General features: G+C 69.8%; 15 protein-coding genes. 8 read left to right on the forward strand and 7 right to left on the reverse strand.

Going from position 1 to position 14,226, the window contains the following annotated elements; all coding sequences use genetic code 11:
• The 3 genes from HMPREF1529_RS16230 to nusA form a co-directional block, all read right to left on the reverse strand.
• Positions 1–283: translation initiation factor IF-2 N-terminal domain-containing protein (locus HMPREF1529_RS16230; RefSeq protein ID WP_016463290.1), on the reverse strand; the 283-nt coding region annotated here is incomplete at its 3' end.
• Between the two features lie 92 nt (positions 284–375).
• Positions 376–627, reverse strand: a complete 252-nt coding sequence (locus tag HMPREF1529_RS15465; RefSeq protein WP_082230606.1) for a YlxR family protein — start codon at positions 625–627, stop codon at positions 376–378.
• Between the two features lie 69 nt (positions 628–696).
• Complete coding sequence (nusA, locus tag HMPREF1529_RS00580) at positions 697–1,683, reverse strand: transcription termination factor NusA (RefSeq protein WP_005048719.1); 987 nt, start codon at positions 1,681–1,683, stop codon at positions 697–699.
• A 106-nt stretch (positions 1,684–1,789) separates the two neighbouring features.
• On the opposite strand from nusA, the gene HMPREF1529_RS00585 reads away from it, so the two are divergent.
• The 3 genes from HMPREF1529_RS00585 to HMPREF1529_RS00595 all read left to right on the forward strand — a co-directional run bounded on the left by HMPREF1529_RS00585 (position 1,790) and on the right by HMPREF1529_RS00595 (position 3,572).
• Positions 1,790–2,416 (forward strand): acetate uptake transporter family protein, encoded by a 627-nt coding sequence (locus HMPREF1529_RS00585; protein WP_005048717.1) that lies wholly within the window; start codon positions 1,790–1,792, stop codon positions 2,414–2,416.
• Positions 2,417–2,460: 44 nt separating this feature from the next.
• The gene (locus tag HMPREF1529_RS00590) at positions 2,461–3,009 is read left to right on the forward strand and encodes a DUF1206 domain-containing protein (protein ID WP_016463291.1); all 549 of its coding nucleotides are present in this window, start codon (positions 2,461–2,463) and stop codon (positions 3,007–3,009) included.
• 62 nt (positions 3,010–3,071) lie between these two features.
• On the forward strand, positions 3,072–3,572 hold the full coding sequence (locus HMPREF1529_RS00595; protein WP_016463292.1) for a pyridoxamine 5'-phosphate oxidase family protein: 501 nt from the start codon (positions 3,072–3,074) through the stop codon (positions 3,570–3,572).
• 32 nt (positions 3,573–3,604) lie between these two features.
• On the opposite strand, the gene HMPREF1529_RS00600 is transcribed toward HMPREF1529_RS00595, so the two are convergent.
• Both HMPREF1529_RS00600 and HMPREF1529_RS00605 read right to left on the reverse strand, forming a co-directional pair.
• Entirely contained in the window at positions 3,605–4,660 is a 1,056-nt protein-coding gene (locus HMPREF1529_RS00600; protein WP_016463293.1) for a TIGR00730 family Rossman fold protein, read from the reverse strand.
• Between the two features lie 57 nt (positions 4,661–4,717).
• The gene (locus HMPREF1529_RS00605; protein WP_005048707.1) at positions 4,718–6,340 is read right to left on the reverse strand and encodes a cellulase family glycosylhydrolase; all 1,623 of its coding nucleotides are present in this window, start codon (positions 6,338–6,340) and stop codon (positions 4,718–4,720) included.
• A gap of 184 nt (positions 6,341–6,524) precedes the next feature.
• On the opposite strand from HMPREF1529_RS00605, the gene HMPREF1529_RS00610 reads away from it, so the two are divergent.
• Positions 6,525–7,913, forward strand: a complete 1,389-nt coding sequence (locus tag HMPREF1529_RS00610) for an HNH endonuclease signature motif containing protein (protein ID WP_232212021.1) — start codon at positions 6,525–6,527, stop codon at positions 7,911–7,913.
• 94 nt (positions 7,914–8,007) lie between these two features.
• Here the strand turns inward: HMPREF1529_RS00610 and HMPREF1529_RS00615 are convergent, their stop codons facing one another.
• Positions 8,008–9,765, reverse strand: coding sequence for a proline--tRNA ligase (locus HMPREF1529_RS00615; protein WP_016463295.1), 1,758 nt, complete (start codon positions 9,763–9,765; stop codon positions 8,008–8,010).
• A 65-nt stretch (positions 9,766–9,830) separates the two neighbouring features.
• Here HMPREF1529_RS00615 and HMPREF1529_RS00620 point away from each other — a divergent pair, with 65 nt between their 5' ends.
• From HMPREF1529_RS00620 to HMPREF1529_RS00630, 3 genes are all read left to right on the forward strand, one after another.
• Positions 9,831–10,622, forward strand: a complete 792-nt coding sequence (locus HMPREF1529_RS00620; protein ID WP_232212022.1) for an NADH:ubiquinone oxidoreductase subunit 4 (chain M) — start codon at positions 9,831–9,833, stop codon at positions 10,620–10,622.
• A gap of 108 nt (positions 10,623–10,730) precedes the next feature.
• Positions 10,731–11,396 (forward strand): GntR family transcriptional regulator, encoded by a 666-nt coding sequence (locus tag HMPREF1529_RS00625; protein WP_005048696.1) that lies wholly within the window; start codon positions 10,731–10,733, stop codon positions 11,394–11,396.
• On the forward strand, positions 11,393–12,430 hold the full coding sequence (locus HMPREF1529_RS00630; RefSeq protein ID WP_005048694.1) for a 1-aminocyclopropane-1-carboxylate deaminase: 1,038 nt from the start codon (positions 11,393–11,395) through the stop codon (positions 12,428–12,430). The genes HMPREF1529_RS00625 and HMPREF1529_RS00630 overlap by 4 nt, the downstream gene beginning before the upstream one ends.
• Here the strand turns inward: HMPREF1529_RS00630 and HMPREF1529_RS00635 are convergent.
• A complete protein-coding gene (locus HMPREF1529_RS00635) occupies positions 12,384–12,911 on the reverse strand; it encodes an Lrp/AsnC family transcriptional regulator (RefSeq protein ID WP_005048692.1) in 528 nt (175 codons plus the stop codon). The genes HMPREF1529_RS00630 and HMPREF1529_RS00635 overlap by 47 nt on opposite strands.
• 114 nt (positions 12,912–13,025) lie before the next feature.
• On the opposite strand from HMPREF1529_RS00635, the gene HMPREF1529_RS00640 reads away from it, so the two are divergent.
• Positions 13,026–14,222 (forward strand): trans-sulfuration enzyme family protein, encoded by a 1,197-nt coding sequence (locus tag HMPREF1529_RS00640; RefSeq protein WP_005048690.1) that lies wholly within the window; start codon positions 13,026–13,028, stop codon positions 14,220–14,222.
• Positions 14,223–14,226 lie beyond the last annotated feature (4 nt).

Here is a 14,226-nt window from a genome sequence, read left to right on the forward strand (position 1 = left end):
TGACCGGTGCGGCGGGCTTCGCCGGTCCGGGACGCGCCGCCGGGCGGGCGCCCGGCGTGGGGGCCTTGGGAGCCGCGCCCGCCGCCGGGGCGGCAGCGGAGTCCGCCGGCTTCTTCGCTGCGCCCTCGGCCTCGAGGGCCGCGCGGAGCTTGCGCGCCACCGGGGGCGCAATGGTCGATGAGGGGCTCTTGACGTATTCGCCGAGCTCCTTCAGCTTCGCGAGGGCGACTTTACTGTCGACGCCGATCTCAGAAGCGATCTCGTGCACGCGTGGGTTTGCCACAATTCTCCTGTCTGAGGTCTCCCCCGGACAGGGCAGACCGTTACTTGCGGACGGGTCTCATTTCGAGCCGTTCACTTTGTGTCCATAGCCGTTCAGCCGTTTCGCTGGTGGGTGTGTTGAAAGGTCTGCGTGTCGAGTGGTCCCGACACACGCAATGCTCGTCCGAAGGCGCGGCGCCGGATCGCGGCATCCACACACGCATCCGTGTCATGCACCCACGCACCTCGCCCGGGGAGGACGGCTTTCTCGTCGGCGACGAGGACACCGTCCCTGTCCACCACTCTCAGGAGGCTGGACCGGGAGACGCGCGCGCGGCATCCCACGCACGTTCGAACAGGATCCATCTTACCCCCACTCGCCACGCGGAGATTGCGATGCGGGGCGAGAGCGAGCAGCCGGGCCGGATCTCTCGGTCACGACTCGAGGATCGAGTCGGGCTGGATGTCGATCTTGGCGCCGGTGAGCTTCGCGGCCAGACGGGCGTTCTGGCCCTCCTTGCCGATGGCGAGCGAGAGCTGGTAGTCGGGAACCAGCGCACGCACCGCCTTGGTGCCGGCGTCCAGCACGAAGCTGGACGTGACCTTGGCGGGCGACAGGGCGTTGGCGACGAACTTCGCGAGCTCCGGGTCGTAGTCGACGATGTCGATCTTCTCGCCGCCCAGCTCTTCGGTGACGGCGCGCACGCGTCGTCCGAGCTCGCCGATGCAGGCACCCTTCGCGTTGATCGCCGGATCCTTGGCCGTGACCGCGATCTTGGTGCGATGGCCGGCCTCACGTGCGAGAGAGGTGATCTCCACGAGCCCCGACGCGATCTCCGGCACCTCGAGGGCGAAGAGCTTGCGGACAAGGCCGGGGTGGGTGCGCGAGACGGTGATCTGCGGACCCTTGGTGCCCTTCGACACCGACGTGACGTAGACGCGCAGACGTGAGCCATGGGCGTACTGCTCACCGGCGACCTGCTCCTCGGGCGGAAGGATAGCCTCGACGGTGCCGAGGTCGACGTGGACCATGCGGGGGTTGGGCCCCTGCTGGATCACACCGGCGACGATGTCGCCCTCCTTGCCCCGGAACTCGCCCAGGATGGCGTCATCGGCGATGTCACGCAGACGCTGGCCGATCACCTGCTTGGCGGCGTAGGCGGCGATGCGGCCGAAGTCCTCGGGCGTCGACTCCTCCTCGCCGATGATCGCGCCGTCCTCGTCGCGCAGCGGAATGTAGACGGCGACGTGACCGGTCTTGCGGTCCAGGAGCGCACGTGCGCCCTCGGGAAGCTCCCCGTCGGGAGAGGTGTGCTTGGCGTAGGCGGTGAGAATCGCCTGCTCGATGATCCCGACCAGTTCGTCGAACGGGATCTCCTTCTCGCGCTCGACCGTCCGTAGCAGTCCCAGATCGATGTCCACAGGTGCCTCCCTATTCAGCTCTCGACGCGAGGTCACCCTCGGTCACCCGGCCGATTTTACCCGATGGCCTCCGCTGCCGGACTCCGCGGCCGTGCATACTGACGGAATGGATGCCGCAGTCCCCCCACTCGCACACGTGATCCCGGAGCCGCGGCGCGCGGATCCCGGTTTGATCGGTCTGCTCGGGTTCGTGATCGCGACCCTCACCGCTCAGCTGGCGCATCTGGGCGTTCAGAACGAGAGCGCGGTGTTCTGGGTGGGCGCGGTGTTCGGGGGCCTCGTCCAGGTGATCGCGGGGATGCTCTCCTACTTCGTCGGCGACGACTTCCACTTCGTCGTCTACAACGCCTTCGGGTGGTACTGGATCTGCATGCCCGGATTCCTCCTCGGCGGAGAGCTCGGCTTCTTCGAGGTGTCGGGCCCGGCGCGCCCGTTGTTCTCGATGATGTTCGCGGTGCTCGCGCTCGGATTCATGTTCGCCGGCGCCACCCACAACTCGGCGCTGCCGATGACCCTGCTGCTCGTGGCGGCAGGCTTGGCCCTCGAAGCCGTCGCCGCCTTCGCCGGTGCGGCGACGCTGGGCACGGTCGGCGCGTGGCTGCTGATCGGCGCGTCGGCGCTCGCGTTCTACATGCTCGTGGACAAGTTCGCCTGGCGCACGATGGGTCGCCACGTGGTGCCCCTCGGGCCCCCGTGGATCCGCCGCGACGACGCGCCCGCCGGACGCCCGTGACAGAGGCTCACCCTTCTGCTGCCGCGACACGGCGCCACCCGCTGGTGCACGCACTCGCTCGGGCCGGCTTCGTCGCCAACGGCGTCGTCCATGCGTTGATCGGCACCCTGGTCGTCGCCATCGCGGCCGGCGGTCGGGGCGAGGCCGATCGGGTCGGCGCGCTCCGGACGGTCGCCGCAGTGCCGTGGGGCGCCGCGGTGGTGTGGGCGATCGCGATCGGCCTCTGGGGGCTGGCGCTGTGGCATCTGGCCGCGGGCATCACGGCTCGCGGAGACGGCCGCTGGGGGCGACGTGCAGCGCAGTGGGGCCAGAGCGTCGTCTTCGCCGCCGTCGGTACGCTCGCCGCCTCGATCGCTCTGGGCGCGGCGCCGGATGCCGATGGGACCGCGCGGGTGGCTAGTCGCGGCATCCTCGGCGTCCTGCTGCTCGTGGCCGCCGCCCATGCGGATGCCGCACGCGCGGGCGGCCTGGACAGCGCCGTCGACGGACTGCTCACACTGCCGGCTGGGCGCGCCATCACCGTGGCCCTCGGGATCGGGCTGGTGGCCTACGGCGTCTTCTGCGGCTTTCGGGCGCGCTACGCGCGGCTCTGAGGCCTGCGGGGCGCGCTGTCAAGGCCCTGGGCCGGCCGTGGGCGGGCGGGCAAGCTCGCGGCATGACCGAAATCACTGGAACCGAGGCCCGCGACCGCGTGAAGGCGCTCGTCGAGGACATCGACATCACCATGCTCACCACCGTGGACGCGGCCGGGCGACTCGTCAGTCGGCCGATGAGCACGCGCGAGATGGACGAGGCGGGCGACATCTGGTTCTTCACGTCCGACGAGACGAAGAAGGCGGAGGAGGTCGAGGCCGACCGTGACGTCAACCTGGCGTACTGCGACGCGAAGGGCATGCGCTACGTGTCGGTGGCCGGCCGGGCCGCCCTCGTGCACGACCGCGCCCGCATGGAGCAGTTGTGGTCCCCGTCGCTGGACATCTGGTTCGAGAACGGGCTCGATACGCCCGACATCGCACTGCTGAAAGTGACCCCCGTCGAGACGGAGTTCTGGGAGCCCGCACACGGCAAGCTCGTCATGGCGGCCGGCATGCTCAAGGCCTTGGTCACACGCGACACCCCCGACGACACGATGAACCACGGCAAACTGGTGCGCTGAGGCCCGCATCCCGCCGACGCGGGCCGGCCTGATCAGGCCGGATACGCCTCGGCGGGCGCGCTCGGCAGGGCGTTGACGGCCCGGATCAGGTGATGCAGGTCGCCGACACGGCGCTGAGCGAACCTCATGACGAGGCGCGGCGCGGCAAGGTCGTCGTCGTCCTCACGTTCCGCCTTCAGCGGGCCGCGGCGCTCGATCTCGCCGTCGGCGAGCAGATGCGCGAACCTGTCGTTGAGCGCAGCGACCTCGGCATCCGTGGGCTCGGCGCGCAGCCGCAGCACAAGGCGCCGCCCGACCCATCGCAGCGAGACGTAGTTGCGGTAGAACCCCGTGATCTCCTCGACCGCCCCGTCCACCGAATCCGTCATGACCACACGGTCCAGGTCGTCGGCAGAGATGACGCCGTCGGGAATGAGCTGCTCGTCGGCGAAGCGGCGCAGCCCGTCCCAGAAGGAGCCATCGGGGCGATCGAGCAGCACGATGGGAGTGGGAACGGCCTTTCCGGTCTGCTGCAGGGTCAGCAGCTCGAACATCTCATCGAGCGTGCCGAACCCGCCCGGCATACAGACGAAGCCGCTGGACTCCTTCACGAGCATGAGCTTGCGGGTGAAGAAGTACTTCATCGCCACGCTGCGCTCATGCGAGGCGATGATCGCGTTCGGCTTCTCCTCGAACGGCAGCCGGATCGAGACGCCGAGCGAGTGCGCGGGCCCTGCGCCTTCGGCCGCGGCCTGCATGATTCCCGGTCCCGCGCCCGTAACCGTCATCCAGCCGCGGGCGGCGAGCGCCGCGGTCAGCTGCACCGTCAGCCGGTACAGCGGCGAGTCCGGCGCCGTCCGCGCCGAACCGAACACCGTCACCTTGGGGATGCCGCGGAACGGTTCGAACAGTTGGAACGCGGCACGCATCTCGGTGAGGGCGGCCGAGGTGATCTTGAGATCGAGGCGGTCGGCGCGGTCGACACCCATGCCGACGCCCGTCGCGAGAATACGGGCGATGAGGTCTGCGTCGGCGACGATGCCGGCGTCATCCAGCAGATGCCGGATGCCGTCGGTCACGGCAGGAGGGAGAGTGGAGCTTTCTACCATGTCCCCACCCTCGCATCCTCGAGCAGCATCGGGTGAACGATCACCGAACGCGGGTCGCTATTTCCCCGTCACCGTCAGGGACGGGTTCGTCGGGGCGGAGCCGGCGGCCACCTGGAGGCCGACGCGGACGCTCTGTCCCGGGGCGAGCGCGCCCGCCCAGTCCTTTCCGGTGCAGCTGATCGAGCCGGAAGCGACCGCACAGGACATGCCCCAGGCGTTGACCACCTGCGTCGCCTGCGGGCTCGACCAGGAGATCGTCCAGCCGCCGACCGGGCGCGAAGCGGTGACCGTGAACTCGGCCACATAGCCGTCCTGCCACGCGCTCTGCAGCATCCAAGTGGCGGTGACCGGGGCGAGGGCCGGAGCTGGGGTGGGCGTCGGCGTCGGGCTCGGCGTCGGAGCGGGCGTCGTCGTGGGCGTGGGCGTCGCTGTCGGCGATGCCGTCGGTGTCGCCGACGGGGCGGCCGTCGGCGTCGGAGTGGCGGATGCCGTGGGCGTCGGCGATGCCGTGGGCGTCGGCGGAGGGGAGCCTCCGGCGAGCAGCGGCGCGAGCGCGGCGAGCTTGGCTGTCTGCGTCGTCTTCCAGTCGTCGGCGACCAGCCCGCCCGTGTCGCCGCTGTTCGGGTTGAACGACCAGTAGCCGAAGCTCATGCCGGTCGATCCGAGGTATGAGACCAGGCTCTTCAGCCACTGGGCGTCACTGGTCGTCTCGAGCTTCGTGCCGAACTCCCCGACGAAGATCGGCGCGGTGCCCGTGCGGGCCAGGTACCCCCAGTTCGCATCCCAGACCGATGGGAGGTTGGCCGGGTAGTTCGACGCCGAGAACCAGGACTGCCCGTACACCGAGGCGGGATAGTCGTGCGGCGAATAGACGACCCGGTTCGGTGTCGCAAGGACCACCGGCGTAGCGCCGGCATCCCTCAGGCCGCCTCCCCACCAGGTCGTGCTGGCATCGTTCTGGCGCTCCACGCCTTCGACGACGATCAGCAGTCGCGGGTTGGCGGCGAGCACGGCGTTGCCGGCGCGCGTCGCCGCCGCCTGCCAGTCACGGGAGGCATCGCCGCACCCCCAGCAGGCGGAACCATGCGGCTCGTTGTGGAGGTCGGCGCCGACCACCGTCGGGTCGTCGCGGTAGCGGTTCGCGAGCATGACCCAGTCGTCGATCCAGCGCTTCTCGCTGTAGGTCGAGGTGTACCAGAGCTCGGACTGCCCCGACGACTCGATGCGGTGACGGTCGAGGATGACGCGCAGCCCGTGGGCGCGCGCCTTGGCGATGACCGCATCCATCAGCTGCAACGGCGTCAGCGAGACCAGGTCGGGATTGCGCGAGGCGTCGATGGACGATGTCGTGGATGCCGCGAGGCACTGGTTCGAGTACGGCAGTCGCACCGTGTTGAACCCCATGTCCGCGATCTGCGCGAGGCCCTCGTCGAGGGTGATCGACCACAGCCCGTGCGGCGCGCAGTTGGGAGTCTCCAGCCCGAACCAGTTCGCCGCCTTGATGGTGACGGTGCTTCCGTCCGCGGCGACGATGCGCGAGCCCGAGGTGTGCCACCACCCGTCCGCAGCGGCGTGCGCCGACAGCGGGGCCACGGCGCCGACGGCCAGCACCGCGCTGACGGCGAGCGCCGCGATGCTCATGAGGCGGCGGATGCCGAGGGGACGACGACGATCGCGCATGCGCATTCCTTTCGATGCCAACTGCGGGGCGGTCGGCGTCTCGCGACAGGTGGCATCGTCGACGATCTCGCCGCCCCCAGAGTAGCGACCCGGCTCTCGCCGCGTCGCCGCTGGTCCCCAAACGCTTGCTCGACCATGGCTCAACATGCTTCCCATATTAGAACATATGTTCTATACTCGGATCATGAACATCGACACCGACCTCGAGCCGGACCCCGGCTTCTGGGCGGACATCGTGGCAATCGAGTCGTCACTGCCGCCACGCGATCCCGTCGCGCAGGTCACCGATATCGCCGCGGTGGTCGCGGTCCACACGGCGGAGCAGTACGCCTGCGTCGCCGCCGCGCGAAGCGATGCGATGGCCGCCGCGGCGCCGCACGCGTGCACCGACGACATGATCGACCGGTCGCTGCGACTCGAGCTGGCGGCGGCGCTTCGGATCACCGAGTACGCGGCCGGCGATCTGATGGCCCGCGCGACGGCGTTGGTCGAGCGCTACCCGGCGGCATGGGATGCACTTCACGGGGCACGCATCACCGACCAGCACGCACGTTTCCTCGTGGACGCGCTCGACAGCGTCGATCCCGCGATCGGGTCGCGGCTGATCGATGACGCGGTGTCGCTGGCCGAACGCCTCCCCGCGGGAACCTTCCGCCGCCGGCTGCGCGATCTGGCCACCGCGGCGACCGCAGAGACCCTTGCCGACAAGCATGCGCGCGCCGTCGACGAGCGGCGGGTGTCCGTCGCCCCCGCCGGCGACGGCATGTCCCTCCTGACCGCGTATCTGCCGAGCGTCGAAGCACACGCCATCTTCGACCGCCTCACCCGCATGGGAAAGGCCATCGCGGGCCGTCGAACCGGTCGCGGCGGGGCGGATGCCGCGCTGGCGACCCCCGGCGCCGCGTCCGCAGACGAGGTTCCGCCCGACGAGCGAACGCTCGACCAGGTACGCGCGGACATTCTGGGCGATCTGCTCATCGACGGTCGCTGCGACGGCCACGCTCCGGCTGTGGCGGGCATCCGTCCGACAGTCGTCGTGACAGTGCCGGTGCTGTCGCTGCTCGACGATTCCCACGCGGCGTCCGAGCCGGCCACCGTCGAAGGTGTGGGTCCCGTTCCGATCGACCAGGCACGACGACTCAGCGGCGGCGCCACGAGCTGGCTGCGCGTTCTGACCCACCCCGAGACGGGCGCGGTGCTGTCGGTCGGGCGCCACCGCTACGACCCGCCGCCTGAGTTGCGCCGGCTGGTCAAGTGGCGGGCGGAACGGTGCATGGCTCCGGGCTGCATCATGCCCGCCTCGCGATGCGACATCGACCACACCGTGGCCTGGTTCGACGGCGGGAACACCTCCGCCGACAATCTCGCACCCCTGTGCGCCGGGCACCACACGGTGAAGCATCACGGCGGCTGGACGGTGGTGCAGCTCCCCGACAGCGGCGGTGTCGTGGAGTGGACGTCGCCGTACGGCCGGCGCTATCTCGTGGAGCCCGAACGACGCATGCCGGTGTTCCGAGCGGCGGAACCCTCAGAGCGCGCAGCACCGTCGGACGACCGCGCGGCACCGTTCTGACCCGCACACGCCACACGCACGTGCGCACACGTGCGCCACGCAGGCCGGCTCACGAGGGCCCCTCGAAGAGCGGTGCGAGCAGTGCGAGCGACGGTCAGCGCGCGGCGAGGCGGGTGACGGCCTCGGCGGCCGAGACGAGCGTGCGTTCGCCGGAGCGACGATCCCAGAGCTCCACCTCGCCCTCGGCGGCGCCCCGGCCGACGATCACGATCTGCGGCACTCCCACGAGCTCGGCGTCGCCGAACTTGACGCCGGGCGAGACCTTCGGTCGATCGTCGTAGAGCACGTCGAGACCGACCGCATCGAGATCCGCCGATAGCTTCTCGGCGAGTTCGAAGGCCGCGGCATCCCGCCCCGTCGCCACGACCTGCACGTCGAACGGCGCGACGGCTGCGGGCCAGATGAGGCCCTTGTCGTCGTTGTTCAGCTCGGCGATGATCGCGAGGATCCGCGTGACACCGATGCCGTACGAGCCCATCGTGACCGTGACGAGCTTGCCGTTCTCGTCGAGCACCTTCAGCCCCAGCGCGTCCGCGTACTTGCGGCCCAGCTGGAAGACGTGACCGATCTCCATGCCGCGCGCCAGCTCGACCGGTCCGGAACCGTCGGGCGCCGGATCCCCGGGCCGCACGGTCGCAACCTCGACGTACCCGTCGGCGGTGAAGTCGCGCCCGGCGACGAGCGAGTGGACGTGCTTCTGGTCGATGTTCGCGCCGGTGATCCAGCTCGTGCCATCGACGACGCGGGGATCGAGCAGGTAGCGGATGCCGGTCGCGGACTCCTCCCCGAGGATCGCGCCCTGCGGCGTCCACGGGCCGATGTAGCCCTTGACCAGCAGCGGCTGCTTCTCGAAGTCATCCGCGGTGGCCGGCTCGACCTCGGCCGGAGCGAACGCCACCTCGACGCGCTTGTCGTCGACGTCGCGATCGCCGGGCAGGCCGATGACGACCAGCTCGCGGGTGCCGTCGAGGTGGGTGAGCGCGAGCACGACGTTCTTGAGAGTGTCGGCCGCGGTGTACTCGCCATCCAGGACGGCGTTGGTGTGCGCCACGAGCGTGTCGATCGTGGGGGTGTTCGGGGAGTCGAAGACCACGGGCTCGGCGAGACCGTCGAAGGGGATGGCTTCGGGCACGAGCGTCTCGAACGCCTCGACGTTCGCGGCGTAGCCGCCCGCCGAGCGCACGAAGGTGTCCTCGCCGATGGCCGTCGGGTGCAGGAACTCCTCGCTGCGCGAGCCGCCCATCGCGCCGGCATCCGCCTGGACGATGACGTACTCCAGTCCGAGGCGCTGGAAGATGCGTTCGTAGGCGTCGCGCTGGGCCATGTAGCTGGTGTCGAGCCCGGCGTCGGTGTAGTCGAACGAGTACGCGTCCTTCATCGTGAACTCACGGCCGCGCAGAAGGCCCGCGCGCGGACGTGCCTCGTCGCGGTACTTGTCCTGGATCTGGTAGATCGTCAGCGGCAGATCCTTGTACGAACCGTAGAGATCCTTCACGAGCAGCGTGAACGCCTCTTCGTGCGTGGGGGCGAGCAGATAGTCGGCGCCCTTGCGATCCTTGAGGCGGAAGATGCCGTCGCCGTACTCCTCCCAGCGACCCGTCGCTTCGTAGGGATCGCGCGGCATCAGGGCCGGAAAGTGCACTTCCTGCGCGCCGGCCGCGGCCATCTCCTCGCGGATGATGGTCTCGATCCGAGACTTGACCCGCAGGCCCAGCGGCAGCCACGCGAAGATCCCCGGCGCCTGACGGCGGATGTAGCCGGCGCGCACGAGCAGGCGATGGCTCGTGACCTCGGCATCCGAGGGGTCTTCGCGAAGCGTGCGGAGGAAGAATTTCGACAGACGGGTGACCACGAGCGTCAAGCCTAGTCCGCAGGACTCGGACTCACGGCTCGTCGTGGAGCCGGTAGCGTGTGCGCGTGCGCCCTCCCTCGCGAAGCCTGTCACGCAGTCTGCCGCTCCTGCTCGTCCTCGCTCTCACGCTCGTCGGCTGCGCCGCGGGGCACACCTCGACCGACCCGACCGGTGTGCACGACGACGACTTCGGAACGGCACGCGCCTTCACCGTCACCGAGGACGGCACGCTGAACCCCACACCGGATGCCGCGGCGGAGGGAATCTGGGAGCTGTACGCGCGCATCGCCACGCGCGAGTACGCCGCGACGATGATGAGCTCGTATCGGGTCGGCAACGCGCCCGACAGCGACACGCTCGCGTATGTCTCCCCCGACCCGGATGCCCCGGGGCGGTGGACGCTGGCCGCCAACGAAGCCTTCGCCGACGACCGCGACCTGCTCACCTCGACGCTCGTCCACGAGTTCGCGCACGTGCTGAGCCTGAACACGACCGAGATCGACGCCGACTCCGGGCCCTGCCCGACGCTCGCGGTGTCGGAGGGGTGCGCTCGCGCCGGATCGGCGATCCTCGACTTCCAGCGGCAGTTCTGGGCCGCCTATGCCGACGCCCCGAACCCGGACAACGACGACAGTGCGGTCGCCGATGCCTTCTACGCCGCCCACGAGGCGGATTTCGTCAGCGCGTATGCCGCGACCAACGTCGTCGAGGACTTCGCCGAGACGTTCATGACGTATGTGCTCGAGACCGCTCCTGCCGACGCCTCGAGCCCGATCGGCGCCAAGATGGCCTTCTTCGACGCACACCCGTCCTGGGCTGCCCAGGCCACACGCATCCGCACCGCCCTCGGACGCTAGGCCGATACTGCGCGCGAGGCGCTGCCAGCGGCGACGGCGTCGGCCACATCCCCGCTTGCGCGCACCTCTTGGCGGTCTCATGTCATCCCATGCGATATATTGCATATCGTGCCCCTCTCCCCCGCCCCAGTCGCCCGCGGACTGCTTCGCGACGATGTGCACGCGCGCCTGCAGGACGCGATCGTGGACGGCAGTCTCGCTCCCGGCGAGCAGCTGCGCGACGGAGAACTCGCCGAGCGGCTCGGCGTCAGCCGCACTCCGGTGCGCGAAGCGCTTCTGGAGCTGGCGCAGGTCGGCCTCGTCCAGGCCACGCCGGGCCGCTCGACGGTGGTCGCCCCACTCGAGGAGGCTGCCGTCCGCGACGCTCAAGCGGTCGTCGGCGCCCTGCATGCTCTCGCCGTCCGCGCCGCGGTGCCGCGGCTCACCGCCGCGCAGCTGAACGAGATGCGCGCCGCGAACGCCGCTTTCCGCGCGGCGCTGTCGCAGCGCGACGTCAACGGCGCGATGGAGGCCGACGCCCGCTTCCACCGTGTCGCACTCGAGGCGTGCGGCAACGCCGCCGCGATCGCCGTCATCGCCCGCTACGAGCCCGTGCTGCGGCGCGTGGAGCGGTTGCGCTTCGCGTCTCACGAAGGTGCCGCGTCGGCAGAGCGTCACGACCGCCTGATCGCGCTGTGCGCCGCCGGCGACGCCGACGGCGCCGCCCGCCTCGCCGAGAGCACCTGGCAATCCCTCACCCTTTCGCCCGCCCCGACCGAACAGGACCACGCATGAAGCTGCAGGAGTTCCCGCGCCACCCGCTCACCTTCGGGCCGAGCCCGCTGCAACACCTTCCCCGCCTGAGCGGCCACCTCGGAGGCGCACAGATCTGGGCGAAGCGTGAGGACGTCAACAGCGGGCTGGCGTTCGGCGGCAACAAGGTGCGCAAGCTCGAGTACATCGTTCCCGACATCCTCGCCTCGGGAGCCGACACGATCGTGTCGATCGGCGGGTACCAGTCCAACCACACCCGTCAGGTCGCGGCCGTCGCCGCGCATCTCGGGCTGAAGGCGCGACTCGTGCAGGAGAAATGGGTTCCGTGGGACGACCCGACCAACGACAAAGTCGGCAACATCCTCCTTTCCCGGATGATGGGCGCCGACTCGCGTCTGGACGATGCCGGCTTCGACATCGGCATCCGTGACTCCTGGAAGCAGGCGCTGGCCGAGGTCGAAGCCGGCGGCGGTACGCCCTACCCCATCCCGGCCGGAGCGAGCGAGCACCCGCTGGGCGGTCTGGGCTTCGCCAACTGGGCGTTCGAAGTCGCCGAGCAGGAGAAGCAGCTCGGCGTCTTCTTCGACACGATCATCGTCTGCACGGTGACCGGGTCGACGCATGCCGGAATGATCGCGGGGTTCGCCGCCCTCGAAGAGGCGACCGGCGTGAAGCGTCGCGTGCTCGGGATCGATGCGTCGGCGACCCTCCAGAAGACGCGTGATCAGGTCGCGCGCATCGCTCGGAACACGGCGGAGCTCATTGAACTCGGCCGCGATCTGCGCGACGACGAGATCCAGGTGTTGGAGGGGTGGGCGGGTGAGCTGTACGGCATCCCCGTCGACTCGACGATGGAGGCCATCGAACTCGGTGCACGGCTGGAAGCGATGATCACCGATCCCGTGTACGAAGGAAAGTCTCTCGCCGGACTGATCGACCTCGTCGGCTCCCGCGACATCCCGCCATCATCCACCGTGCTCTACGCCCACCTCGGCGGACAGCCGGCGATCAACGCGTACCACTCGCTCTGGGACCCGGCCGCTCCCTCCCGGTGACGCGGGCGAGCGGCCCGACACCCTCGCGCCGCTCGAACACGAGGTGCGTCTCGGTCGTGAGCACCGCCTCGTGCACCGTGATGTGCTGCAGGACGATGTCGCGCAGCGCCGCGGCATCCTCCACGGCCACATGCACGAGGAAGTCGTCTTCACCCGCCACGTGGAAGGCCTCGATCACGCCGGGCGTGGCCACGATCGCCTCGAACAGCTGTCCGACACCCTCGCGCGTGTGCCGGCCGAGGCGTACGCGGATCACCGCCTGCAGCGGCAGCCCGAGCGATGCCGGATCGATCAGCACGCGCACGCCCGTGAGCACACCGCGCGCACGGAGCGAGCGGATGCGATAGGCACACGTCGACTCGGCGACGCCGAGTTCTTCGGCGAGCGCCTTGTTGGGGCGGCCGGGGGCGCGCACCACGGCTGCGAGGATCCGCAGGTCGAGCTCATCGAGGGCGGATGCCGTGCTTTGCTGTTCAGCCAAGTGCGCCTCCTGAACGGTCGTCTCGGGTTGCTCAGTTCGGCACAATTCGATCAGGTGATTGCGGATTTCACAATTGCGCCGAACCTCTGCCGCACTTTCCTCCATACTCGCGCCATGGACCATTTCGACACGCTCGCCGTGCACGCCGGACGCGCGGACTTCGCCTCCCTCGGCGTGCACACCCCGCCGCTCGATCTGTCGTCGACCTACCCGTTGCCCGACGTCGAGCGCGGCGGGGACTCGTACGAGGCGCTCGCGACCGGCGGAACGCCGATCCCCGGGGGCAGCCACGTGTACGCCCGCCTGTGGAACCCGACGGTGTCCCGCTTCGAGGAGGCCCTGGCCACGCTCGAAGCGGCAGAGGCCTCCGTGGCGTTCGCCTCCGGAATGGCGGCGCTGACGGCGGCGATCCTCTCGCACACGGTCTCGATCGGGCGTCCGCACGTCGTGGCGGTCCGACCGCTCTACGGCGGCAGCGATCACCTGCTGGCAAGCGGCCTGCTGGGTACACAGGCGACCTTCTGCGGTCCGGACGAGGTCGGCGCATCGCTGCGCCCGGAGACCGGACTGGTCATCGTGGAGACGCCGGCGAACCCGACACTCGAACTCGTCGACATCGCCGCCGTCGTCGCGCAGGCGAACGATGTTCCGGTCCTCGTCGACAACACGTTCGCCACGCCGGTCCTCCAGCAACCGCTCGCCCACGGCGCGACGATGTCGCTGCACAGCGCGACGAAATACCTCGGCGGCCACGGCGACGTCGTCGGAGGCGTCATCGCATGCGGCTCCGAGTGCGCCGCCGCACTCCGACGCGTACGAGCGATCACCGGCGGCATCCTCCACCCCCTCGCGGCGTATCTGCTGCATCGCGGCCTGCCGACCCTTCCCCTGCGCATGCGCGCGCAGCAGGAGACAGCCGCGCAGATCGCGCGGCGCCTCACCGGGGATGACGCGATCGCCGAGGTGTTCTACCCGGGCCTGCACGGCGATCCGAGGGGGCTGCTCACCCGTCAACAGCACGGCACCGGCGCGATGGTGTCGCTCCGCCTGCGCGGAGGCTACGATGCCGCGGCGCGCGTCGCGGCATCCACGCGCCTGTTCACCCATGCCGTCTCTCTGGGCGGCGTGGACTCGCTGATCCAGCATCCGGCCGCCCTCACGCACCGCCCGGTCGCACCCGAGGCCCGGCCCGACGCCGCCATCCTGCGCCTGTCGATCGGTCTCGAGCACGTCGACGATCTGTTCGACGACCTCACGCAGGCTCTGGCGCTCACCCGCGACGGGAAGCCGACGGCGACCACGGTGCACTGACGCG

It is taken from the genome of Microbacterium sp. oral taxon 186 str. F0373, from assembly GCF_000411455.1.
GTDB lineage: Bacteria > Actinomycetota > Actinomycetes > Actinomycetales > Microbacteriaceae > Microbacterium.

Bases quoted from the DNA above. Each gene is read 5' to 3' on its own strand.
- HMPREF1529_RS00640 (WP_005048690.1), top strand. From the start codon at position 13,026: ATGGACCATTTCGACACGCTCGCCGTGCACGCCGGACGCGCGGACTTC.
- HMPREF1529_RS00595 (WP_016463292.1), top strand. From the start codon at position 3,072: ATGACCGAAATCACTGGAACCGAGGCCCGCGACCGCGTGAAGGCGCTC.
- HMPREF1529_RS00600 (WP_016463293.1), bottom strand. From the start codon at position 4,660: ATGGTAGAAAGCTCCACTCTCCCTCCTGCCGTGACCGACGGCATCCGG.
- HMPREF1529_RS00610 (WP_232212021.1), top strand. From the start codon at position 6,525: ATGAACATCGACACCGACCTCGAGCCGGACCCCGGCTTCTGGGCGGAC.
- HMPREF1529_RS15465 (WP_082230606.1), bottom strand. From the start codon at position 627: ATGGATCCTGTTCGAACGTGCGTGGGATGCCGCGCGCGCGTCTCCCGG.
- HMPREF1529_RS00585 (WP_005048717.1), top strand. From the start codon at position 1,790: ATGGATGCCGCAGTCCCCCCACTCGCACACGTGATCCCGGAGCCGCGG.
- HMPREF1529_RS00605 (WP_005048707.1), bottom strand. From the start codon at position 6,340: ATGCGCGATCGTCGTCGTCCCCTCGGCATCCGCCGCCTCATGAGCATC.
- HMPREF1529_RS00630 (WP_005048694.1), top strand. From the start codon at position 11,393: ATGAAGCTGCAGGAGTTCCCGCGCCACCCGCTCACCTTCGGGCCGAGC.